This window comes from Candidatus Nomurabacteria bacterium (genome assembly GCA_023898605.1).
Lineage (GTDB): Bacteria > Patescibacteriota > Minisyncoccia > Phycocordibacterales > UBA9973 > HK-STAS-PATE-34.
Window position 1 is genome coordinate 566,050 of record CP060230.1, and the last position, 23,014, is coordinate 589,063.

At 35.2% G+C, this 23,014-nt stretch carries 25 protein-coding genes; 20 read left to right on the top strand and 5 right to left on the bottom strand.

The features are described 5' to 3' along the window. Nucleotides 1–22: 22 nt before the first annotated feature. Nucleotides 23–775, top strand: coding sequence for a triose-phosphate isomerase (gene tpiA / locus H6791_03235; protein USN94741.1), 753 nt, complete (start codon nt 23–25; stop codon nt 773–775). 3 nt (nt 776–778) lie between these two features. Then, nucleotides 779–1,921 (top strand): phosphoglycerate kinase, encoded by a 1,143-nt coding sequence (gene pgk / locus H6791_03240; protein ID USN94742.1) that lies wholly within the window; start codon nt 779–781, stop codon nt 1,919–1,921. Here pgk and H6791_03245 read toward each other — a convergent pair. Further along, entirely contained in the window at nt 1,918–2,334 is a 417-nt protein-coding gene (locus tag H6791_03245) for an HIT family protein (protein USN94743.1), read from the bottom strand. The two genes, pgk and H6791_03245, sit on opposite strands and share 4 nt — an antisense overlap. A 70-nt stretch (nt 2,335–2,404) precedes the next feature. Here H6791_03245 and recJ point away from each other — a divergent pair, with 70 nt between their 5' ends. The 3 genes from recJ to H6791_03260 all read left to right on the top strand — a co-directional run bounded on the left by recJ (nt 2,405) and on the right by H6791_03260 (nt 6,332). Further along, the gene (gene recJ / locus H6791_03250) at nt 2,405–4,042 is read left to right on the top strand and encodes a single-stranded-DNA-specific exonuclease RecJ (protein USN94744.1); all 1,638 of its coding nucleotides are present in this window, start codon (nt 2,405–2,407) and stop codon (nt 4,040–4,042) included. Nucleotides 4,043–4,110: 68 nt separating this feature from the next. After that, a complete protein-coding gene (locus H6791_03255) occupies nt 4,111–4,836 on the top strand; it encodes a ribonuclease HI (GenBank protein ID USN94745.1) in 726 nt (241 codons plus the stop codon). After that, on the top strand, nt 4,836–6,332 hold the full coding sequence (locus H6791_03260) for a ComEC/Rec2 family competence protein (GenBank protein USN94746.1): 1,497 nt from the start codon (nt 4,836–4,838) through the stop codon (nt 6,330–6,332). The genes H6791_03255 and H6791_03260 overlap by 1 nt, the downstream gene beginning before the upstream one ends. Here the strand turns inward: H6791_03260 and H6791_03265 are convergent. Beyond that, nucleotides 6,274–7,533 carry a magnesium transporter gene (locus H6791_03265; protein USN94747.1) on the bottom strand — a complete coding sequence of 420 codons (1,260 nt, stop codon included), beginning with the start codon at nt 7,531–7,533 and terminating at the stop codon, nt 6,274–6,276. The two genes, H6791_03260 and H6791_03265, sit on opposite strands and share 59 nt — an antisense overlap. A gap of 92 nt (nt 7,534–7,625) precedes the next feature. Between H6791_03265 and H6791_03270 the strand changes: the two genes are divergently transcribed. From H6791_03270 to H6791_03295, 6 genes are all read left to right on the top strand, one after another. Next, complete coding sequence (locus H6791_03270) at nt 7,626–7,829, top strand: helix-turn-helix transcriptional regulator (protein USN94748.1); 204 nt, start codon at nt 7,626–7,628, stop codon at nt 7,827–7,829. 3 nt (nt 7,830–7,832) lie between these two features. Further along, entirely contained in the window at nt 7,833–8,204 is a 372-nt protein-coding gene (locus H6791_03275; protein USN94749.1) for a hypothetical protein, read from the top strand. Nucleotides 8,205–8,283: 79 nt separating this feature from the next. Next, complete coding sequence (locus tag H6791_03280) at nt 8,284–8,781, top strand: thioredoxin family protein (protein USN94750.1); 498 nt, start codon at nt 8,284–8,286, stop codon at nt 8,779–8,781. A 67-nt stretch (nt 8,782–8,848) separates the two neighbouring features. Further along, nucleotides 8,849–10,660, top strand: coding sequence for a redoxin family protein (locus H6791_03285; protein ID USN94751.1), 1,812 nt, complete (start codon nt 8,849–8,851; stop codon nt 10,658–10,660). A gap of 275 nt (nt 10,661–10,935) precedes the next feature. Next, a complete protein-coding gene (locus H6791_03290; GenBank protein USN94752.1) occupies nt 10,936–11,502 on the top strand; it encodes a hypothetical protein in 567 nt (188 codons plus the stop codon). Nucleotides 11,503–11,593: 91 nt separating this feature from the next. Further along, complete coding sequence (locus H6791_03295) at nt 11,594–12,364, top strand: hypothetical protein (protein USN94753.1); 771 nt, start codon at nt 11,594–11,596, stop codon at nt 12,362–12,364. Between the two features lie 237 nt (nt 12,365–12,601). Here the strand turns inward: H6791_03295 and H6791_03300 are convergent, their stop codons facing one another. Both H6791_03300 and H6791_03305 read right to left on the bottom strand, forming a co-directional pair. Further along, nucleotides 12,602–13,105 carry a hypothetical protein gene (locus tag H6791_03300; protein ID USN94754.1) on the bottom strand — a complete coding sequence of 168 codons (504 nt, stop codon included), beginning with the start codon at nt 13,103–13,105 and terminating at the stop codon, nt 12,602–12,604. A gap of 3 nt (nt 13,106–13,108) precedes the next feature. After that, nucleotides 13,109–13,690 carry a hypothetical protein gene (locus H6791_03305; GenBank protein USN94755.1) on the bottom strand — a complete coding sequence of 194 codons (582 nt, stop codon included), beginning with the start codon at nt 13,688–13,690 and terminating at the stop codon, nt 13,109–13,111. A gap of 82 nt (nt 13,691–13,772) precedes the next feature. Here H6791_03305 and H6791_03310 point away from each other — a divergent pair, with 82 nt between their 5' ends. The 3 genes from H6791_03310 (at nt 13,773) to H6791_03320 (ending at nt 16,593) form a co-directional block, all read left to right on the top strand. Beyond that, nucleotides 13,773–14,654 carry an MBL fold metallo-hydrolase gene (locus tag H6791_03310; protein USN94756.1) on the top strand — a complete coding sequence of 294 codons (882 nt, stop codon included), beginning with the start codon at nt 13,773–13,775 and terminating at the stop codon, nt 14,652–14,654. Between the two features lie 273 nt (nt 14,655–14,927). Further along, a complete protein-coding gene (locus H6791_03315) occupies nt 14,928–15,440 on the top strand; it encodes a sigma-70 family RNA polymerase sigma factor (GenBank protein ID USN94757.1) in 513 nt (170 codons plus the stop codon). Further along, nucleotides 15,430–16,593, top strand: a complete 1,164-nt coding sequence (locus H6791_03320; GenBank protein USN94758.1) for a hypothetical protein — start codon at nt 15,430–15,432, stop codon at nt 16,591–16,593. The genes H6791_03315 and H6791_03320 overlap by 11 nt, the downstream gene beginning before the upstream one ends. Nucleotides 16,594–16,619: 26 nt before the next feature. Here H6791_03320 and H6791_03325 read toward each other — a convergent pair whose 3' ends face one another. Next, a complete protein-coding gene (locus tag H6791_03325; GenBank protein USN94759.1) occupies nt 16,620–16,862 on the bottom strand; it encodes a 50S ribosomal protein L28 in 243 nt (80 codons plus the stop codon). Between the two features lie 60 nt (nt 16,863–16,922). On the opposite strand from H6791_03325, the gene H6791_03330 reads away from it, so the two are divergent. The 6 genes from H6791_03330 (at nt 16,923) to H6791_03355 (ending at nt 22,957) form a co-directional block, all read left to right on the top strand. Continuing rightward, nucleotides 16,923–17,525 carry a site-2 protease family protein gene (locus H6791_03330; GenBank protein USN94760.1) on the top strand — a complete coding sequence of 201 codons (603 nt, stop codon included), beginning with the start codon at nt 16,923–16,925 and terminating at the stop codon, nt 17,523–17,525. A 162-nt stretch (nt 17,526–17,687) separates the two neighbouring features. After that, nucleotides 17,688–19,304: a hypothetical protein gene (locus tag H6791_03335; GenBank protein ID USN94761.1), complete on the top strand. Its 1,617-nt coding sequence runs from the start codon at nt 17,688–17,690 to the stop codon at nt 19,302–19,304. A gap of 66 nt (nt 19,305–19,370) precedes the next feature. After that, nucleotides 19,371–21,269: a tail fiber domain-containing protein gene (locus H6791_03340; protein ID USN94762.1), complete on the top strand. Its 1,899-nt coding sequence runs from the start codon at nt 19,371–19,373 to the stop codon at nt 21,267–21,269. A gap of 94 nt (nt 21,270–21,363) precedes the next feature. Further along, a complete protein-coding gene (rpsL, locus tag H6791_03345; GenBank protein USN94763.1) occupies nt 21,364–21,783 on the top strand; it encodes a 30S ribosomal protein S12 in 420 nt (139 codons plus the stop codon). Between the two features lie 13 nt (nt 21,784–21,796). Continuing rightward, nucleotides 21,797–22,267, top strand: coding sequence for a 30S ribosomal protein S7 (rpsG, locus tag H6791_03350; protein USN94764.1), 471 nt, complete (start codon nt 21,797–21,799; stop codon nt 22,265–22,267). Nucleotides 22,268–22,363: 96 nt separating this feature from the next. Beyond that, nucleotides 22,364–22,957, top strand: a complete 594-nt coding sequence (locus tag H6791_03355; GenBank protein USN94765.1) for a hypothetical protein — start codon at nt 22,364–22,366, stop codon at nt 22,955–22,957. The last annotated feature ends 57 nt before the right edge of the window (nt 22,958–23,014 follow it).

The following is a 23,014-nucleotide window of genomic DNA, read 5'->3' on the forward strand; positions in this document are numbered from 1 at the left end:
TCGTTTTGTGTATAATTAGTACATGAAAACAGAAAAAATCCTCGTAGTTGCCAACTGGAAAGCAAATCCTGAGTCAAAAAAAGAAGCTGAAAAATTAGCCAAAGGTCTATCAAAAAACTGGAAATCTAGAGATTCTAAAAACAAAGATTATGTTATTTGTCCTCCAGCTATATTTCTAGATGTTGTGGCAAAAAATCTCCCTAGAGGTGCTGCTTTGGGTGTACAAGACCTATATTTCGACAAGTCTGGTGCGCACACTGCAATGATTACACCGCCAATGGCAAAAAGTATAGGTGCTAATTATAGTATTGTTGGTCACTCAGAAATGAGGGCCTCTATCGATACACATGAATCTATAAACAAAAAAGTTAATTTTATAATCTCATCTTCTATGACGCCTATTTTATGTATAGGAGAAAATGATCGAGATGAAAACGGATTTTATTTGAAAGAAGTTTCTGACCAAATAACTAGTGCGCTATATGGTATTTCGAAGAAAAGTCTTTCTTCTCTCATCATCGCATATGAGCCAGTTTGGGCTATAGGTAGTGGCGCAAAAAGAGAGGCAACACCGAAAGAGTGCCAAGAAATGGTTATCTTTATAAGAAAAATAATTAGAGATCTTTATGATGCTGATTCTTCAAAAAAAGTAAAAATAATATATGGTGGTTCAGTAAATGAAGAAAACTCCGCATCTTACATAGAAGATGGTATGGCAGAAGGATTTTTAGTTGGAAGAGTTAGTCTTGATCCAAAAAGATTTTTGAGTTTGTAAAATATGAACTTTATCTCAAAAGTAAAAAACCTAAAAGGAAAAGTGGTAATACTTAGAGCGGATTTCAATGTGCCGATAAAGAACGGTCTAATAGTAGATACGTCTAGAATCGATGCAAACATAGAAACTATAAATTTTCTCAAAGAAAAAGGTGCAAAGGTTTTTATAATTTCTCATCTTGGCAAAGATGGAAACGAGACATTGAAGCCAGTTTTTGAGTATTTGAAAAAAATATATGAGATTACTTTTTATGAGAAGATTCCAGAAAATAAAAAAGATATAACAGGATTGGTACTGCTTGAAAATGTTAGATCTTTTGATGGAGAAATGACAAACAGTTTAGAGTTTGCAAAAAATCTTTCAAAATTGGCGGATATTTTTGTAAATGATGCTTTTTCTGTTTCTCATAGAAAGCAATCTTCTGTATACGCTATAACGCATTTCTTACCTTCGTATTTTGGACTTCATTTTGAAAAGGAAATGACAAGTTTGTCCGCAGTTTTCAAACCAGAAAGACCGTTTACTTTTATTATAGGCGGAGCCAAGTTTGATACGAAACTTCCTATTATAAAAAAGTTCTTGAAAATAGCCGATAGTGTTTTTGTCGGAGGTGCACTCGCGAACAGATTTTTAGAACTCAAAGGTTTGTCTATAGGAGAATCATTTTCTGACAGGGGAGATTATGGTTTGGAAGAAATAATAAACAATAAAAAGATTGTTTTACCAGAAGATGTTGTTGTAAAAGAAAAAAACGGAACAAGCTCACTCGTTTCAGTTTCCGGAGTTTCTTCTAATGGAGAAATTGTAGATATAGGAGAGACAACAGTTCAAGCTATGAAAGATTTATTAGAAAAAAGTAAGTCTATTTTATGGAATGGACCTTTTGGAAAATATGAAGAAGGTTTTGATAAGGCGACTATAGAAATCTTAAATTTTTTGAAAGACAAAAAAGACAAAAAAATAATAATAGGTGGAGGTGATACCGTGGCTGTAATTTCAAAACTAGGAATAAAAAACGAATTCTATTTTGTTTCTATGGCTGGTGGAGCAATGATAGACTACCTATCTGGCGGGACACTTCCTGGTATCGATGCAGTCAAAAAATCTAATAAAAGATTTTTTATAAAAAAACTTTTTATTCGTTAAGAGATAGAATTTATTTTCTCAGCAATAGGCGCCAAATCTTCTGGTGATTTTTTAGTATGATGCCAAGGTTTTAGGCCGTCAGTTTCAAACCTTGGGATTATGTGTAGGTGGTAGTGCATGATTTCTTGCCCTGAATCTTTTCCATTGTTTTGAACTATATTTATCCCAGTTGCATCAACGGCTTTCATTATTTTTTGTGACAAGTTTTTTGCGACGGGAAGTATTTTGGAAAGAGTTTCTTCTGGTGTTTCAAATATGTTCTCAAAATGTTTTTTTGGCACAACAAGAGCATGGCCATCGTTTATGGGTTCTATTACCAAAAATGAAACCAGGTCGTTGTCTTCATATATCTTGAAAGACGGGTATTCTCCGCTTATTATTTTGCAAAATACGCAATTATCATTGTTTTCCATATTTTTATTATAGTACAAATATGTTTTTTTGATAATTTTGCCAATTTTGAGAAATGATATAATTGTACTTATGTCACTAGACTTTATAAAAGATCTCCTGAAAAAGAGAGGTATAGTAAACAAAACTGAAATAGAGAAATTTCTAAACCCCTCTTATGAAGATAGGCATGACCCTTTTCTGATGAAAGATATGAAAAAGGCGGTAGAAAGGATAAAAAAAGCCATAGATAAAGACGAAAAAATAACAATATACTCTGATTACGATTGTGATGGCATACCCGGGGCGGTTGTGTTTTCTGATTTTTTAGAAAAAATAGGTTTTTCCAATTTTGAAGTTTATATACCAGATAGACATGACGAAGGCTATGGACTAAATATGTCAGCAGTAGAGTCTATTTTAAAAAACGGAACAAAACTTCTTGTAACAATAGATCTCGGTATTACTGCAATAGAAGAAGCACTTTTACTAAAAGAGAAAGGGGTTGATCTCATCATAACCGACCACCATGAACCCAAGGAAGTTTTACCAGAGTGTTTCGCGATACTAAACCCAAAGACTGATGATTACCCAGAAAAGATGCTTTGTGGAAGTGGCGTTTGTTACAAGTTTGTAGAAGGATTTTTATCCAAATATGGAACTGAATATTCTGTCCCTAATGGTTGGGAAAAGTGGCTTTTGGATATGGTTTCTCTTGCGACGCTTTCTGATATGGTTCCTCTTTTGGGGGAAAATAGAGTTTTTGCAAAATACGGCCTATTGGTTTTTAGAAAAACAAAAAGACCAGGATTAAACGCACTTCTTTCTGAACTTTCTATCGACAAAAGATTCATAAGTGAAGACGATATAACGTTTATGATAACTCCTAGGATCAATGCCGCTTCTAGACTAGATGATCCAATGATTGCTTTTAGACTTCTTTCAACCAAGGATGCAAAAGAGGCGATGCTTCTAGCAAAAAAACTAAGTGAAATAAATGATACAAGAAAAAAACTCGTAGCCCAGACAGTAAAAGAAGCAAAAAAAAGATTGGCAAAAAGAGAAACAGGTAAAGTTATCGTTATAGGAGACCCAACTTGGAGGCCTGGAATACTAGGACTTGTTGCTTCGAAGATTTCTGAAGAATATGGCAAGAGCACTTTTGTATGGGGAGAAGACGGAGGAGGTGAAATAAAGGGTTCTTGCAGGTCTTTTGGTGATGAAGATGTATTTACACTAATGGACAAAACAAAAGATTCTTTTGTTTCTTTTGGCGGACATAAGGGCGCAGGAGGATTTTCTGTAAGCAAAGACAAGATACATTTTTTAGAAGAAGAACTTTCTAAAAACTCAAAAAGAGGTGAAAACGAAACCGGTGAAGTAGAAAGTATTTTTGACACAACCCTCTCTCTTATAGATGTTTCTAGAGAAAGCGCAGAAATGCTTAGAAAAATGTCTCCGTTTGGTTTTGGTAATCCAAAGCCCATAATAAAGTTTGAAGAACTAAACTTAAAAAATCTTCGCAAGTTTGGTAAAGACAAATCCCACCTAGAACTTATTGTTTCTGATAAAAGCGGAGGTCAAGATAGAAAGGTTATTTATTTCTTTGCCAAGGATGACGATGTGGCAGCGCTAGAAGAAATAGATATATTTTCTCTCAAAGCTCATATTGACGAATCTTATTACGGAGGGTCTTATGAACTGAGACTTAGGTACGTGTCTATTGACTAGAGTTTTGTTGTGTTCTTTTGATAGAGATTTTTGTGACAATCTTTTTGGTTTTTAGTACTATTTAGAACATGCAGGTTATCGATATATATACAGACGGATCTTCTCGAGGTAATCCTGGAAGGGGTGGCTGGGGGAGCATTGTTTGTATAAAGCCAAAAAACAAAGATGGAAATACAGACAAGATTGTTGAACTCGGAGGTTTTGAAGAAGCAACAACAAATAACAGAATGGAACTAACGGCAATAAAAGAATCTCTTTCTCATATAGAAAAAAGAAAAATAGAAGGAGAAATAAATATTTTTACTGATTCAAGTTACGCACTCAACGGACTTTCTGGCTGGATGTATGGCTGGGAAAAAAATGGCTGGAAAACAAGCACGGGCGAAGATGTTTTGAACAAAGACATATGGCAAGAATTACTTGGGCTTTTTCTTAGAATAAAAAGAAAAAACGGTATAAATATGAACAAGGTCAAAGGACATAGCGGTGTTCTTTTGAACGAAAGAGCGGATGATATTGCTACAATGTATGCCGACAAAGAACATGTCTTTTTGTTTACTGGTTCAAGAAGCCAGTACGAAGCCCTTTATAAAAACGAGTTAAAAGAGAAAAAAACAAAAACCCCAAATTTCAAAGCATACTCTTATGTATCTTTGGTCGGAGGAAAAGTTTTTATAGATAAAAGTTGGGAAGACTGCAAAAAAAGAGTTTCGGGAAAAAGCGGAGTACTATATAAAAAGTCCAGAAACGAAGAAGACGAAAAAAGAATAATTGAAGAGTTTCGAAAATCCTGATGAAAGATAGATATTTTTATCCTATATCTTTTGGTTTTATATTTGGAGTCTTTTGGGCTCCAATTTTTTTGAAAATAGATTGGTTTGATAAAGGTTTTTTATATTTTGTTTTTTCTTCATTTTTGTTTTTTGTAATTCTTAAAACATTTAGTTTCAAAAACTTATCTATTGGTATTTTTATAATAGCTTTTTGTTCCGGAGGAGGGTATTTTTTATATAGAGATGGAATAAAGTCAGAAGATTTATCTTTTTATGTTGGAAAAGATTTTTATGTAGAAGGAGAAGTTTCTAGTTATCCCGAAGAAACCACTAGAAAGAAAAAGTTTATTCTAAAATCCAGTGAGTATAGAACAAAGTTTTTAGTTTATGTAGAAAAAGATCAAGAGTTAGATTATAAAAATGAAGTTTTTATCGGAGGACAAATAGCTTTGCCAGAAAATTTTTTCAACGATTTTGGTAGAGAGTTTGATTACATAAGTTATCTCAAGAAAGATGGCATAAACTACATAATATATGCTGACGAGGTACAGATTTTAGAAAATGAAAAAGTATCTTTAGTTGGTTTTCTTTATAAAATTAGACAAAAAGTTACTTATAACATGGAAAGATTTGTAAAATCTCCAGAGAAAGGTCTTTTGTCTGGGATTATGATAGGTGAAAAAGGTGGAATACCTGACGATTTAGAAAAAGATTTCATTCTTGTTGGACTCATACACATAGTCGCTTTGTCAGGATACAACGTTAGTATTGTTGCGCTTGGTGTTGAAAAATTTTTCAACCTTATTTTTTCAAAAAGATTTGCGTTATCACTCGCGATGATTTCTATTGTGTTGTTTGTTTTGATGACCGGTTCTAGTCAGACATCTATAAGAGCTGGAATTATGGCAATTTTGGCACTTCTTGCGCTTTCTTCTGGATTTGAATATTCGATTACAAGAGGAATCTTTTGGGCTGCATTTTTGATGCTAGTTATAAAACCAAACCTTTTGTCTTCTGATATATCTTTTCAGCTTTCTTTTTTGGCAACTCTCGGAGTTGTATATATATCTCCTCTTATTCAAAAAGTCCTCAAAAGAAAAAAACTTGGTTTTTTTCTTACAATACTTACAACAACTCTCGCTGCCCAGATCGCAGTTTCGCCTTTTATTCTTTATAAAATGGGGACATTTTCAGTTGTTTCTCTTCCTATAAATTTATTAGTTTTGCCCGTTATACCTTTTATTATGATTTTTGGAGGGATATTGGCATTTTTAGGTTTTCTACCGGTATTGGCTGAACCGATTGCCTTTCTGGGAGAAAAACTACTTTCTTATATTATTTTTCTTACAAAATATTTTGCCGATTTATCATTTGCGACTTTGTACATAGAAAAAATACCGGTTTTTTTGCTTGTCTTTTATTACATAGCTATAATTTTTTGGATTTTGAGAAACAGCACTAGTTTAGAAGTAGTGTTGCGAGACCTAAGAAAGAAAGAAAACCAAGAACATCTGTAGCTGTTGTTATAAAAATTGTTGCAGATGTTGCTGGGTCTTTTCCGATTTTTTTCATTATTAGAGGTATGATTGTTCCAAAGAAGGCTGCGACTACAAGATTGATTATCATCGCTAGGCCAAGAATTATTCCTATTCTGTAATCTTGATGTAGGAAAAATAGAATTATAGAAACCACTACACCGTTTAGTATTCCGTTTAGTACAGAAGCGGTTACTTCGTGCTTTATTGCAGGAAGCGCATTTGAAAAGTTTATTTGTCCCAATGCTATGGCTCTAACCATAACAGCGAGAGTTTGAGTTCCTGCGTTTCCTCCCATACCAGCAACTATTGGCATATAAACTGCAAGAAGAACATATGATTTTATAGTTTCTTCAAAAAGCCCAACTATACTCGCTGCCAAAAATGCAGTACCAAGGTTTATAAGAAGCCACTTGTATCTAGATTTAAATTTTTTGAAACCACTATCATAAACGTTTTCTTCGTCAGAAACACCAGCAAAGTCATAAAGTGACTCATCTTCGTGCTCGTGGAAAAGTCTTAGTACGTCGTCCGAATATATAATACCTAGAACTTTTCCTTCTTCTCCTAAAACTACTGCCTTGTCGTGAGGGTGTTTTCTGAAAAGACTTCTGACTTCTTCGTGCCCAGCGTCAGCCTTGATAGAAAGAATTCTTTTAGAGTACTTTTTAGCGGGCTCTCCAGGAGAGGCAAATCCCAACTTGTGACCAGGGATATAACCTGTAACAAGTGAGTTTCTAGTTAGAAGTATTGCAGGGAGTCTACCTGTTCTTTTTTCGTGTACTTTGCATTCGTTTGCCACATCACCTATTTTTGAGTTTTCGTCTATTTGTATATAGTCGATGTTCATTATTCCTCCCGCTGTTTCAGACGGGAATTCTAGAAGTGTCTCTATAGATTTTTTTAAATCGGTTTCGAGAGATTCTATTATTGTTTTTTGCCTAGCTTTTGAAAGTATCTGAAGTACATCTGTTGCGTCGTCTGGATCTAGGTGGCTTATAAAGCCTAATATTTCTTCGTTGGATAGATCTTTTAAGATCTGGAAAAGAAGGTGTTTTGTTAGTATAAGAGATATTTCTGCTTGTTCGTTATGTGGAAGTGACAAGAAAACCTCTTTTCTTGGTTTATTCCCAAACCTAAGCTCATGGAGTACTTCGTCGAACGGATCTTTTCTTTTGCTCATAAGTAATATTATATTCTGAAAAAAGCTTCTAGTATAGTCTTCTGATGTAAAGAATCTTTGACATTTGTCCCGAAAAATAATATATTTTTCTTGTGAAAGAAAAAGTAAAAAACAGAGTTCACGAAGAAAGAACCGCCTCTGGTATTACGCAAGAAGATCTTGCCGAAGGTGTTGGTGTTTCTAGACAAACAATTATTGCCATAGAAAAGGGAAACTACACTCCATCTGTTTTACTTGCATTAAAAATTGCAAATTTTTTTCAGAAACCTTTGGAAAAAATTTTTTGGTATAAATAATATATGCATAAATACATAACAAAAAAAGAATTAGTATACGGAATATTGCTCGTGCTTCTAATAGTTTGTTTGATCAATCCACTTGATCTATATATGTTGGACATGTTCCACATGATGCTACTTGGAGCACTCGTTGCAGTGGTCGCGCTTTTTGCTGGTTTTGTTGTACATGAAAAGATAACAGATGAAAGAGAGTTGATACACAGGGATAGCGCCGGAAGAGTTGGTTTTACTATAGGTATATCTTTTATAACTTTTAGAATTCTTATGCAGAGTATTACTGGAAATCCATTAGATTACTGGCTACCACTTACGCTACTCGCGATGATACTCGGGAAGATACTTTCTAGGGCGTGGTCGAGAAAATATAGATAATTTTATAATGTAAAGAATACTTTACATTATAAATCATAACTGATATTATATTTTTGTAAAAATAATTTTTAAAAAACATATGTCAAACAAAAACATAATAATTGTAATATTGATTTTAGTAGCAGGATCACTTTTGATTTCTTTTTCCAACAAGAAAGATCAAGTGTCAGAAGTTGCAGATTCTTTTGTAGAAGAAAATGCGAGTCAGGATTCTATGGTTTTTGACCACGAAGGAGAAATGATGGAAGAAGGAGAAAATATGGTTTCAGAGGGAACTTATGAAGCTTATGATCCAGCAAAACTTGCATTGGCTGAAGATGGAAAAGTAGTTCTATTCTTTCATGCGCCGTGGTGTCCTACTTGTTCGCTTCTAAACAAGGACATAGAGGCAAATCTTTCTAGTATTCCAGAGGGGGTTCATATATTAAAAGTAGATTACGATACTTCTTCAGAACTTAAACAAAAATACGGAGTAACTTACCAGCATACGCTTGTTCTGGTAGATAAAGACGGAAATATGATAGAAAAATGGTCAGGAGGAGATACGTTAGAAACCATACTAGAAAAAATAATATAAAAATATTTTCCACAAAAAGAATGTAAAGAGTACTTTACATTCTTTTTCTTTCGTATATACTTTTTATATGACAATATTTCTTATATCATTTTTGGCGGGAGCGCTTACGGTTTTGGCGCCGTGCATTTTGCCACTTTTGCCAGTTATTATAGGAGGATCTATCACCTCTGGAGAAGGGGAAAGAAAACCTTATACAATAATTACCTCTCTTATTCTTTCGATCGTACTTTTTACACTTATCTTGAAGTGGAGCACTGCTCTTATAGGAGTGCCAGCCGAACTTTGGTCATATATTTCAGGAAGTATTTTGGTGCTTTTGGGTCTATTTATGTTTTTCCCCGGGCTTTGGGAAAAACTACCTTTTGTTTCCAAAATGAACATAGGAGGAAACAAGCTTGTAGGAAAAGGATTTCAAAAGAAAAATTTTTGGGGAGATGTGCTTATAGGAGCAGCACTCGGTCCAGTTTTTTCTTCATGTTCACCTACATATTTTGTGATACTTGCAACTGTATTGCCAGAGAGTTTCATAAGAGGACTATTTGCTCTTTTTGCATATTCTTTGGGTCTTGGAATTGTGCTACTTCTCATTTCTATAATAGGTCAAAGATTTGTCTCAAAGCTTGATATTTTGGCTAATCCAAGAGGTTGGTTCAAGAGGGGGATCGGCGTGTTGTTTGTGATTGTAGGTATATTTGTATTTTCTGGATTAGACAAGGTTGTACAAACTCGTCTCATAGAAGGTGGAGTTTATGGTAATCTTTCATCTTTTGAAAACAAACTCATAGATCAAACCATAAACAATGAAAAAGAAAGTACTGATATAGAAAAAACACAAGAAGAAATTATTTTTGGAGAAAATCTAACAGAAGAGTCACTCGGTAGATTTGAAGAAAAATCTAAAAAATACGATAGATATGTCGAGATAGTAAATCCGTCTGGTTTTGTAAATACAGATGGACAAAGTATAAGCATCTCAGATTATATTGGAAAAAAAGTTATTCTTATCGACTTTATGACTTATAGTTGTATCAACTGCATAAGAACGTTTCCTTATGTAAACGAGTGGTATGACAAATATGAAGATGACGGGCTAATTGTTATAGGTATTCATACACCAGAGTTTGCTTTTGAGAAAGATATAAACAACGTAACAGAAGCTTTGAATGACTATGGAATAAAGTTTCCAGTAGTTTTGGATAACGATTATTCTACTTGGCGCGCATGGGAAAACTCTTTCTGGCCGAGAAAGTATTTGATCGACATAGATGGTTTTGTGGTATATGACCACGCGGGCGAGGGCGCATATGAAGAAACAGAACAAAAAATAATAGATCTTCTAGAAGAGAGAGCAACTGTACTTGGAGAAAGTCTAAGTATAAATGAAACACTAGTAAGTTCTGAAAAATCTACAATTTCTGGACAAAGCCCAGAAACATATTTCGGATCAAGAAGAAATTCTGCATATGTAGATACAAACCTTGGTTCATGCTTGGTATTACTTGGTTGTAGTTTTGATTATGATGCAAATAATATTTCCCAGAACAAATTTGCTCTTTTTGGAGATTGGCAAGTTTTTCCTGAGTATCTTGAATCAAAATCGACAAATTCTGGTTTTGGATTCAAGTTTTATTCCAAAAAGGTATTTTTAGTCGCCGGACCAAGCACAACAACATCTGTTGCGAAAGTTTACATAGATGGAAACATAATTTCTGACATTGATAAGGGTAAAGATGTAGTTTCTGGAGGTACATTGACCATAGATTCACAAAGATTATATGAAGTTGTTGATCTTTCTAGTGGTCCAGCTATACATACACTAGAAATCAAGACTACTTCAGGTGGAAATCTAGATATTTATACACTTACTTTTGGTGTGTAAAAACTATGCATATATTAGAGAACTGATTGATATAATAGTATTATCGGGTCGTTTATAAAAAAATAATCTTTCTTTAAGTATGACAATGGATGAACTAAAAGAGTCTTGTTCTTGTGGCAGTGAAAAGCCGTCCGGCAACTGTTGCAATAGCGAGCACCCCTGCCCGTGTGGTGGTGGAAAACCAGTATCTTCCTGTTGTATAAAGGGAAGTGCGTCCCAAGAATAAATTATTAGAAATTAATTTAGAATCAAAAAAGATTCTTTAATATTATCAAATGAAAAAAACTTTAGTACCAATTGTCTCTGTAGTGGCAATTGTCCTATCTTTCTCTTATATCTTTTCAACAGATAAATTTATAGGAGGAATCGAGCCAGGAAATATAATGGCTCTTGTAAGAACAGCTGATCCTTGTAAAACAGGACAAAACGATGACTATCTTCACCCTGAAAGATTTCTCAGAGCCAATGGTTCTGTCAGATGTAAAAATGGTGTTGTTATATTTGATCACCATATAACACCCAAGTTCATTAAAACAATAATACCTTATGTTTATGAACAGACAGGCGTTAGAATTGATCTAAATGACATTGATTTTTATATCACTCTACCTGAAACAGGAGAACAAGTTGTTTATCAAGATATATTCAACTGGACAGAAAATGGCCAAAGAGCTATTTTCAACACAAACGAACTTTTGTGGAAACAGTGGAGACCTTACCTAGAAGGAGATAGAACACACGATTTTGGTGTTTCTATGATCCACAGACCAACTGGAACAGATGTTAGTATCGTTTTCGGAAACCACGACACTATGACACTTTACTTTGTCGGTCTACAATAATTTAATTCTTGAGGATTTTACAAAAAGAGGCCACACGGCCTCTTTTTGTATGGGTTTGGTATTTATTTATTTTTCTGTTTATAATTGATATATGGACAATATAGAAAATACTCAAAATAACTTTGAACCAAATTACGAAGTAGTACAAGAAATACAACAAAACGATAAAAAAGACTTCTTAAAGATATCTATAATAGCCCTTCTTGCTTTAGTTTTGTTCCTGCTTGTATTTTTATTTGCTAGCGGATTCTTTGGCGGCAAAAAATATACAAATAATCTTTTTCCAAATCCAAATACCTTAGAAAATTTTTGGAATCAAAACTCTGAAGATGATACCGAAAACCAAAATACGGATACAGGTAGTGATGTTTATAATCCAGGTTATGGCATAGACACGACTCCAAGCGAAAGCACAAGCAAAGATTGTAATGGTGGTAAGAACGACGATTACCTACACCCAGAAAGATTTATCAATCCAGACGGCACTCTCAAGTGCGCGGACGGTGTAGTTATATTTGATCACCAGATAACGCCAAAATTTATCCGTACTATCATCCCATATGTAAAAGCCGAGACTGGTTACGACATAGATCTAAACTTAGTGGATTTCTACATAACACTACCCGCTACCGGCGAAGAAGTTGTATATAAAGATATATTTAATTGGTATGTAGATGGAAAAAGAACAATATTTAACACCAACGAGCTTCTTTGGGAGAAGTGGGGGAGTTATATTGGAAATAGTCATACATATGACTTTGGCGTAAAGATGATCCACCGCCCAACCGGAGCAGATATAAGTATCATCTTCAAAGATCACACCACTATGACCTTATATTTTGATGGTTTAAATGGGAATTAGAATATGAAGTTAAGAAGTATATTTAAATTACTATTGATAACAACTACTATACTCATAGCCTGTTTATTTATTGTCTTCTTTGTTCCAGTGAAGGTACAGATAAAAGAAGAGTTTGCTCAGTGTCTAGTTCCTCCTTGTGGTTCAGAAAAAGTAATAGAGTTTACTACTATCAGGGATTTTATACAATCTTATGCTGATTATAAATAATAAAAAGCTCGGAGTGATCCGAGCTTTTTATTAATGAGTGGTTTTCACGTTTGGCCACGCTGGTTCCATGAGTGTTCCAGTGGCATCATAAAAACGTAAGTAATATTCTGTTCCATTTGGTACAAGTTCATTCAAGTTGGTTGATTTACTAGTCAAATCTTGTACTTCCAGAATAGTCGCGCCGCTGACAGGGTCTTCTATTATAAGAGTGATTGGTTTTTGGTATCCGGCATAAACATCACTAAATTTTGTACTTTTTTCGATTTCGTTTATTTGAAATGACCAACCACTATCTGAAGGTGAGATAACCCCAGTACTTTCGTTTGCACTAGCGTTTGAAACAGAAGTGTTACTTACTTCTGTTTCAGTGGTAGGGGTTTCAGGAATAGGAAAATCTAACGGAATCGAATACGTGTTATTTTTTGAGTTTTGTGAACCCCTCCTTGTGAGAATTAAAATAGCTACACATATAATTGCCAAACTGAGAATTACGATAATTATCACTAACCAGTCTTTTTTATTTATTGTTTTCATTTTTTATATGAGTTTTGAAAAATTATTTTCAATAACTTCCCAGTTTAAATTTTCGAAAAAGTCCTCGATATATTGCTTCTTACCGCTTGGCTGATAGTCGGCCACGAAAGAGTGTTCCCACATGTCTATAGCAAGTATCATGTCAGCACCACCAAGTTGTCCCAAGTGTTGCTCGTCCACCCAGCTTGCTAGAAACTTGTCTTCTTTTTTGTCGTACCAAAGTACAGCCCAACCAACACCACGAGTCATAGCAAGGGATGTAAATTCTTTTACAAATTTTTCATAAGAACCAAAAAGTTCCATTAATCTTTTCCCAAGAGTACTTTCTGGATCAAGTGCCCTTGGTCCGCCTTGAAGAGAAGAGAAGTATATCTCATGATTTCTCATGCCGTTGTATTCGAAACTGAATCTTCTGAAGAGTTCTGCTGTTATATAAGGATCTTTTTCGCTATCAAGCTTGGACATCATATCTATTATACCGTTAGCATTTTTGACATAACCGTTATATAGACCTATGTGTTCTTCTATTGTTTTTTCGGAAATTCCTTTTAGTTTTGGGATATTAAACTCTTTGGGACTAAACATGTTTTTGTGGTGTTAATTCTAATACTTCAATTCTAACATATAAAGCTTGTATGTAGCCTCTTTAGATTTTATTATCTAAATAATGACTAATCTTACAAAAGAAACTAAATCAGCACTTATTTTCCTCGCGTTTCTTGGGGCAGTAATATATTTTGTTTATTTTTATGTTTTTTCTACAACAAAAACAAACGCAGAAAGTTCTGACATATTGGAGATATCTTTTTTGGACATAGGGCAGGGTGATGCAATATATATAGAGGCTCCAAACGGAAATCAGATGCTTGTCGATGTTGGACCTTCTTCTAACATTGCCTCTCCACTCAAAAAAGTTATACCAGCTTTTGATGATTATATAGACGTTGTTGTTCTTACAAATCCAGACGCAGATCATATTGCCGGACTTTCTTATATTTTAGATAACTACAATGTTGGTTTAGTTGTAGAGCCCGGAACAAAGTCTGACACCAAAACATACAAAGATTTGAGAGAAAAGATAAACGAAAAGCATGTGAAGTATATAGTTGCAAATAGTTCAACAGATATTATTTTGGACAAAGAAAGTGGAGTCTATTTCGACGTTATCTTCCCAGACAGAGATGTTTCTTATTGGGAAAGAAACGATGGATCTTTGGTTGGAGTTTTGAAGTATAAAGATGTCGATGTTTTGTTTACGGGAGATGCAACTCTAAAGACAGAAGATATTTTTTTGAAAAACGAGAATTTAGAAGGTGTCGATATACTGAAAGTCGGACACCATGGATCTAGGACTTCTACGGGAGTGTCCCTTCTTCGTGAAATAACTCCAGAAATTGCCGTTATTTCTTCTGGTAAAAACAATCGATACGGGCACCCGCACCAAGAAGTTATAGATAGATTAAACGATTTTGAAGTAGAAACTTTACTTACTGCTAAACTTGGCACTATTACAATTTTGTCGGATGGACATACTTTGGATATAAAATAAAAGAAAAAAGCGTCTTACCTTCTAAAGACGCTTTTTTCTTTTATCTCGGGATAGGAGACCGAGAAACTAGTAATATTTTAAACCTGTCCGCCGGTGTCGCAAGAGTCGATTTCTCGACTGGCAGATTGCCTTTTTCGGCGTACACTTTATAAGACACAACAGATTTATAAATCTTACACTTTTTACAAAAATAACTTTTTACCCTATAAAATGCTATAATATAAGGACTTTTAGGGATAATGTAAGATTTTCCCCTTATAAGTGTCTTTTGTTATGGAGGAGGACTACACAATACAAACATTTGAGTCTATATTTGAGGACTACTCCGATAGTATCTTTAGGCACTTTGTCTTCAAAATAAGTGATAGAGATCGGTCCAAAGAACTAACTCAAGAAGTATTCATGAGACTCTGGAAGACTATGTCTTCTGGAGAAGCTATAGATAATCCAAAGAGCTTTCTTTATAAAATCGCTCACAATCTATATGTAAACGAATACCGAGATAGAAAAAACCATAGATCCCTAGAGGAATCTATGGAACAAGGTTTCGACGTAGAAGGAGAAACCGAGCAAGATATATTTGATAACATTTCTACCGAAGAAGTAATCAAGCTGTTCGAAGAACTAAAGCCTTCATATAGGGAAGTTCTGACCATGAAACTTGTTGATGAATATTCGGTCAAGGAAATTTCTGAAATTTTAGGAGAGACAGAAAACTCTGTTTCCGTAAGACTTCACAGGGCGATTCAAAAGATAAAAACAATATTAGAAAATCATGACATTTAAAGACCAAAAAAACCAAATAAAGCTTTCATCTGATGAAAAAAATCAGATGTATTGGTCTATCAGACTAAGAAATCAAATTCTTTCTTCAAAAAGAAGGAGTGTTTCTAGTTTCTCATTTTTTGCCGCACACCCGATGTTTAGAATTGTAGGTGCAGTTGTTTTGGTTTTCTTCACTCTTGGAGGAACAGTTTCTGCTTTTGCAGAACAGGCTATTCCCGGAGAGACTTTTTATAATGTAAAAACAAATGTTAACGAAAGAGTTGTAAATGCATTTAAACTAACAACAGAAGCAAAAACTGCTCACGAAACACAACTTATCGAAAGAAGATTTGAAGAAGTAAAAAAGGTTCTAGAAAAAGAAAGTATTTCAAATGATCAAAAGGCAGAACTCGTTTCTAGTCTTCAGGATGATGTAAAGAAGCACAAAGATAGAGTAGTCAAAAATGTATCTATCTTGAGAGAAGAAGGAAAAAGCGGCAAGGCTCTAACCCTTCTATCTGAAGCTGAAAAGGTTATCGAAGTAAAATCAAACTCTATTTCTTCTGACGGAGAAAATAGTGATGATCAAAACATCGTAGAAATAGTAGATGGATTCAAGAAATCTATGGCAGAAGTAAGTACTGAAGCTGTAGAGGAATCAAACAATATAGTTTCTGAAATCAAAACAGGAGACAGCATAAAAATAGAAGAAGACCTGTCCGCGATTCAAGAGAAACTCTCTTCTACATTTTCAGATTTTTCTAGACTATATTACTTGCCAAAGACACAAAGCTCGATAGATCCAGAGTTCGAAGAGTCTATTGATCTTCTTTTCGAGGAAGCGAGAGATCTTGCAAATAAGGCTGACGAGTTATATCAAGACTCAGAAATAAACGATGCTATAGATATGTACAAGCAAGCGTTTGATATCATAAGCAAAGCTTTGATTTCTCTAGAAACAGAAATGGACAATATAAATTCAAAACCAAAAGCTCCAAAAGAGGAAATAGAAGAGGTTGTTGGAGAAGAAGAGGTGATAGAAGAAACTCCAGTTGAGATAGTAGAACCAGCAGTAGACGAAAAGCCAGAAGAAAATAATATAACCGAAATACCAAAAGAAGCTTCTGTTATAAACTCACAAACAGTCGATACAAGAAACGCTTCTATAAATTAAAAAATCCGAGTATCTAACTCGGATTTTTATATAAGACCTGCTTTCTTTAGTGTATTGTAGGCGCCATTTTTGTTTATAGTTTTGATCGCCTTTGTTGAAATATTGAGTGTCAGAGTTTTTCCTATTTCAGGAACAAAAATCCTCTTTTTTTGAAGGTTTGCATACTTCCTCTTTTTTCCAGTTGGATTGAATTTAGTAGCACGAACTCTGTTTGAGTATCCGCCAGCTACTTTTGAGGACTTTTCAGTTATTGGACATTTCTTTGCCATACGAGGGATTATGTTATCATAAGTACTGATACAAGGCAATAGCCTGTAGTTTTATGGATTATGGAGTCAATTTTTCTTATAGCAATAATTATATTTTCTGTAGTTATACATGAAGTCGCCCATGGATATGTGGCTTATAAACTCGGTGATATGACCGCGTATTATCAGGGGAGACTGACTCTCAATCCTATAAAACATCTAGATATGTTTGGCTCTATTATTTTGCCGGCACTCCTTGTTATTAGCGGGACAGGTTTTTTGTTTGGTTGGGCAAAGCCGGTTCCTTATAATCCAAACAACATAAGAGGTAAAAAGGGTGCACTTTTTCTTGTTTCTGCTGCAGGTATATTTGTGAATCTTACAGTGGCGGTTGTTTTTGCGCTTGTTTTAAAACTTTTTGCAATAATTGGATTAGCCTCTATCGCCATAACATATATATTTTCTTCCATTATAATGATCAACATTATTTTGGCAGTTTTCAACCTTATGCCTATTCCTCCACTTGATGGGTCTAAAATACTAGCTTCATTTTTCGGAGCTAGAGGAGAAATGATTCTTTATAAGTTTGAAAAGTATTCTTTTTTATTGGTTATTGCTTTCGTTATTTTCTTGTGGCCTTTTATTTCTTCTTTTGTGAGCATAATATTTGATTTTCTTGTATAATTTTAGATATAGGAACTTATGTATATTTTTTCTAGAAAAAACTTACTAAAAATTTTTATTCTGACTTGTTTTATAGCACTGCCTTTTTCGAAAGTTTTTGCAGCAGAAATATACGATGATTACAGGTATGCAGTGATACTGGAAGATAGTAGTCGTATAAATATGAAAACCGACTACGGTGTAAATGTTTACAATAGCTCTGTTACCGGTTATGCATGGAGTGAAAATTATGGATGGATAAACTTCGATCCTTCTGGTGATGAGGGTGTAGAAAACAACAACGGAACACTTCTTGGCTACGCCTGGGGAGAAAATTTAGGATGGATAAACTTTGCTCCAACAAATGGTGGAGTAACAATAGATTCTGACGGATATTGGCACGGTTATGCATGGAGCGAGAAAGTTGGATGGATTGCTTTCAACTGTAGCGAATCAACACTCTGTGACACATACAAAGTTAGATCACAGTGGACATCTAACGGTGCATCTGGCGGCGGCGGAGGTTCATCTGGTGGCGGATCTTCTACTACAACAGAAGAGCCGCCCGTAATACCTCCTACTGTAGAGAATCCACCAGTAGATTCTGGAGATACTACTCCTATAAACAACAATGATAATCCTGGAAACGATGGAGACATCTCTAGCCCAGATATAGATACTCCCGTACCACCAATTCCTCCTATAGAGGAACCAGATATTCCTCTTCCTACTGAGGACAATGTTCCAGATAACTTCAATCCTTTTTCGGACGCAGTTTTGAGTAGCATTTCTATACTTGAAGATATAATAATCTCCACACTTTCGCTTGCTGAAAACATAGTGTCTTCTCCAGAAGGAGATACAACTGTAAAAATAGTAACAACTCTAGGTATTATCTTTGCAGGTATTTCTTCTATGATATCTGTAATGTTTGCCAACCCTCTATCTATATCTGAGATAGTTTTGATACCAGTTAGACTTTGGTCACTTCTTTTGACTGCTCTTGGTATAAGAAAGAAAAACAAACCTTGGGGTGTTGTATATGATGCTGTAACAAAGCAACCACTAGACCCGGTTTACGTTACTCTTTTTGACGAGATGAATAGCGAAGTTGGGAGCACTATAACTGATATTGACGGTAGATACGGATTCTTTGTTAGTCGTGGTAGATACAGAGTAGTACCTGGTAAAACTCACTATAGTTTTCCGTCTAGTCTTATGGCCGGCAAAGACAAAGACGAACTTTATAACGATATATATCACGGAGAAATTTTTGAAATCACAAGTGATGAATCTATTATTACAAAAAACATTCCTATGGATCCAGTTGGTTTTGACTGGAATGAATATGCAAAGAGTCAAAAAAATCTGAATCTATTCTACTCTAGAATGGATAAATTCTTGGCAGTATTTTCAGACGTGTTGTTTGTTCTAGGTTTTGCTATTTCTATAATTGCTACAACCGTTTCTCCTGTTTTGTATAACATAATCATAATGTCTCTATACGTAGTCATGCTATTTTTGAAAGAAACTGTTTTGAGACCAAAACCACAAGGAAGAATAATTTTTGGAGGTGAACCACTTGCTTTTGCTATTGTAAAAGTTTATGACGCAAACACCGGCATGATGATTGGTAAAAAACCTACAAATAAAAATGGAGCATTCTATCTACTAGTAGGAAAGGGAACATATTACTTAACTATCGACAAAAAACTAGATGACGGTACTTATCAAGAAGTACACAAAACAAGCAGTTTTGAGGCAAAAACTGGTTATATAGACCAAAAAATATCTTTTTAAGAACTTAACTGTTAAAAACTAATTTTTCTGTTATTTTGACACTAATTTTGGTGTTACAATATGTGTATGTTTAGAAGAGCAAAGATTTTTGTAACGCTACTTATGATAGGGTTCTTTTGTTTTGCTGTGTACTCTTCTTATGCAACTCCTCCTTCTTCAAAATATACTGCAGGGGAAACTCTAAACCCAACTTGTTCTCCGGGAGATACAAATTGTAGCGTCGTACCTCTAAGCATAGGAGACGAAATAGGTTCTTCTACAAGTGGCTCTATACTTTTTGCGGATTCTTCTGGTAATCTTGCTCAAGATAACTCTAAACTTTTCTGGGATGATACAAATAACAGATTTGGTATCGGAACAACTACTCCAAGTTTTGAGATATCAGTTGTCGACGCTACTTCTGATGGAGTTATAAATATAGATGCATATGCTGGTAAAAAACCAGTCTTTGGTGGTAGATCAGTAAACGGTACAACCGCTTCGCCAAGTAATACACTTCAAAACGATATAATCGCAGAGTTTGCAGGTGCTGGTTATGGAGACACTGGATTTTCTGCTTCTTCTACTGGCTCAATTAGAATGATCGCCGCAGAAGACTTCGATGATTCTTCTTTTGGAACAAATATCTCTTTTAGAACAACAAACATAGGTTCTACATCACTTACTGCCAAGGCAATAATTACATCAGAAGGTTTATTTGGTATAGGAACAGAATCTCCGAGCGCGGTTCTGGATTTTGGCGGCTTATTTTCTCCAAGTACTACGTTTCAAACTATTCGTACAAACAACACAATCCAACCGACAACTAGCATCTCAAACATATTTGCTATAAATAACAACATGAACATAGCCGGCTCTGCTTCGGGGATAACTTTGACAAACCTTATCGCCAACAGATCGACTATAAACACTTCTGGTTCTTGGACTGGCACTGTTGGAAGTATGTATAACTTTTATGCAAACAACGGAACAAATTCTTCTTCTGGCTCACCAACTATAAACACTTACTACGGCTTCTATACAGAAGACCTGACTATAGGTACAAGCAACTTTGGTTTTGTTGGAGAAGTTTCTTCTGGTGGAAACAAGTGGAACCTATATATGTCTGGAACTGCTGACAATTATTTGGCGGGGGATACTGGTATCGGGGATTCGACACCGGACTATCTTCTAGATGTAGAAAATGCATCGGTAGACACCGACTTGTTTTCTCTGCGAGACTCTGACGGTGCTTGTCTACACAATCCAGAGTCTGGAGCCGAAACAGTAAGTTGTTCTTCTGATGAAAGACTAAAGACAAATATAGAAGATGCAGACTCCGTACTTTCTTCTCTCCGAAAATACAGGATAAGAGAATATGATGTTATTGCTTCGGGTGATCACCTTGTGGGAATTATTGCGCAAGAAGCTCTCAAAACTCATCCAGAAATAGTAAATCTTGGTCCAGACGGATACTATACTGTTGACCTCCCAAACTCTTGGACACTAGTAAAAGCAATACAAGAATTGGATCAAGAAATCACAGATATCAATTCTTTCGACATAGAAACAAAAGGAAGTTTTTATAACACTTTGGTTTCTTGGCTTGGTGATAGAGCAAATGGTATTGCAGAAATATTTTCAAAGAAACTTGTTACAGAAGAACTTTGTCTGGAAGATGTTTGTATCGACAAGAATGACCTAAAGAATCTCCTAGAAAAAAATAGTGGAAGTAACACTGTTATATACGTAGGCGGAGGATCATCTTCTGGTGGTAATGAAGAAGAGAGCGATGTAGAAGATGGCGAAGGAGAAGTTTTGGGTGAAGAAATAGACAATATAGAGGAAGAGGCAGTAGAAGATGGAGCAGTAGAAGACGAAGTCATAGAGGAAGAGCCTATAGAAGAAGTTATAGAGGAGTTACCGGTAGTAGAGGAGGAAATACCAGTAGAGTTCGAAGAGCCAACCTCTCCAGAAGGTGAATAAGCCTTATTCTTTCAGGTTTTGCTTGCAAAAAATATAGATATATAGTAGAGTATCTCGGACGTGGCTTTAAGTGGTCCCGTTTTTTAGATTAAATATGCCGACAATAAATCAGCTAATAAAAAAGAACAGAAAATCAAAGACTAAGAAGTCAAAATCTCCTACACTAAGTAGGGGTTTTAACCACATCAAAAACAAGCCAGTTTTCTACCCAGCACCATTCAAAAGAGGTGTTTGTTCAAAAGTTACAACAACTACTCCTAAAAAGCCTAACTCAGCGCTTCGAAAAATCGCCAGAGTAAGACTAACAAATGGACAAGAAGTTACAGCTTATATTCCAGGAGAAGGACACAACCTACAAGAACACTCAGTTGTTGCTATAAGAGGAGGTAGAGTAAAAGACCTTATCGGTGTGAGATATCACGTAGTTAGAGGTGTATTTGACACAACAGGTATAGAAAAGAGAAGAAAAGGAAGAAGCCGATACGGTGCTAAAAGACCTAAGAAAGACAAATAATATTTAGATAGATATGAGAAGAAAAGTTACAAATAGAAACAAGCCAAGACCAGACGCAGTTTATGCTTCAGAAAAACTTTCTAAGCTTATAAACAGTGTTATGTGGGACGGTAAGAAATCTCTTGCAGAAGGAATAGTTTATCGTGCGCTTGATATCATAAAAGAAAAAACTGGTAATCCAAACCCTATCGAAGTGTTTGATCTAGCTCTAAAGAACGCTGGACCGCTTACTCAAGTTAGATCTAGAAGAGTCGGAGGTGCTAACTATCAGGTTCCTGTAGAGGTTAGACCAGAAGCAAGACAAGCTTTTGCTATAAGATGGATACTAGAAGGAGCAAGAAGCAAAAAAGGTATGCCTATGGAACAAAAGCTAGCTGAAGAAATCTTGCAAGCTTCAAACAACGAAGGATTTGCTGTAAAGAAGAAAGAAGATACTCACAGAATGGCAGAAGCAAACAAAGCATTTGCTCACTTCGCTTGGTAATAAACTAAAAAGTCAAAAAATAAAAACCTCCCTGTTGGGAGGTTTTTATTTGCAAAATTTTGGTGTTGGGTGTAGATTTACAAAAAAAGAACCAAAATGGGAGAATTCAAAATTTATAAGAATGGGCACCCTGTCCCTTCAGAGAGTCTCCTTATAAAAGAAATAAAGAGAGACCCGCCAGTGAGAATTGAAAAAGAGAGAAAAAGTTTGGTGCAAATCGTTGCCGACGAAAGCCATAACCTTTCAAACTCTTTTTTAAAAGAAGCTTTTTCCCCTCCAGAAAACCCAGAGAATTTTTTGATCAAAAAGGAAGGTCTGGTCGTTATAGACCACTCTTCTTTTGGAGAGGGAGTAAATCAAATATTCTCTTTTCTAAGCAGTAATTCGGTAAAAGACGGATCTTTGGTTCTCATAACATATGGTTTACCATCAAACATGAGAAAAAAAGATATTTTACCAATAAGGGAACTTATCTATCAAAAGGTTTCGTTTGCTGTTGTCGTAGGAGAAGACATATCTGTCGAAAGGAGATTCAATAAATTGAACTCTATTGTTCACGCCAACACTCTAGAGGAAGCCGTTTTTTTCCTCAAGAACATGGACAAGGACAAGATAGGATGGTTTCTTCCATGGAAAAGAAACGGGGATTTTGAAAGCATTTTTCTCAAGGATGCACTACGCGCGGTTTAAACCGCGCTTTTTATTTGCCAAAACTAACTTTTTGGCGTAATATAGCCTTGACTTAGG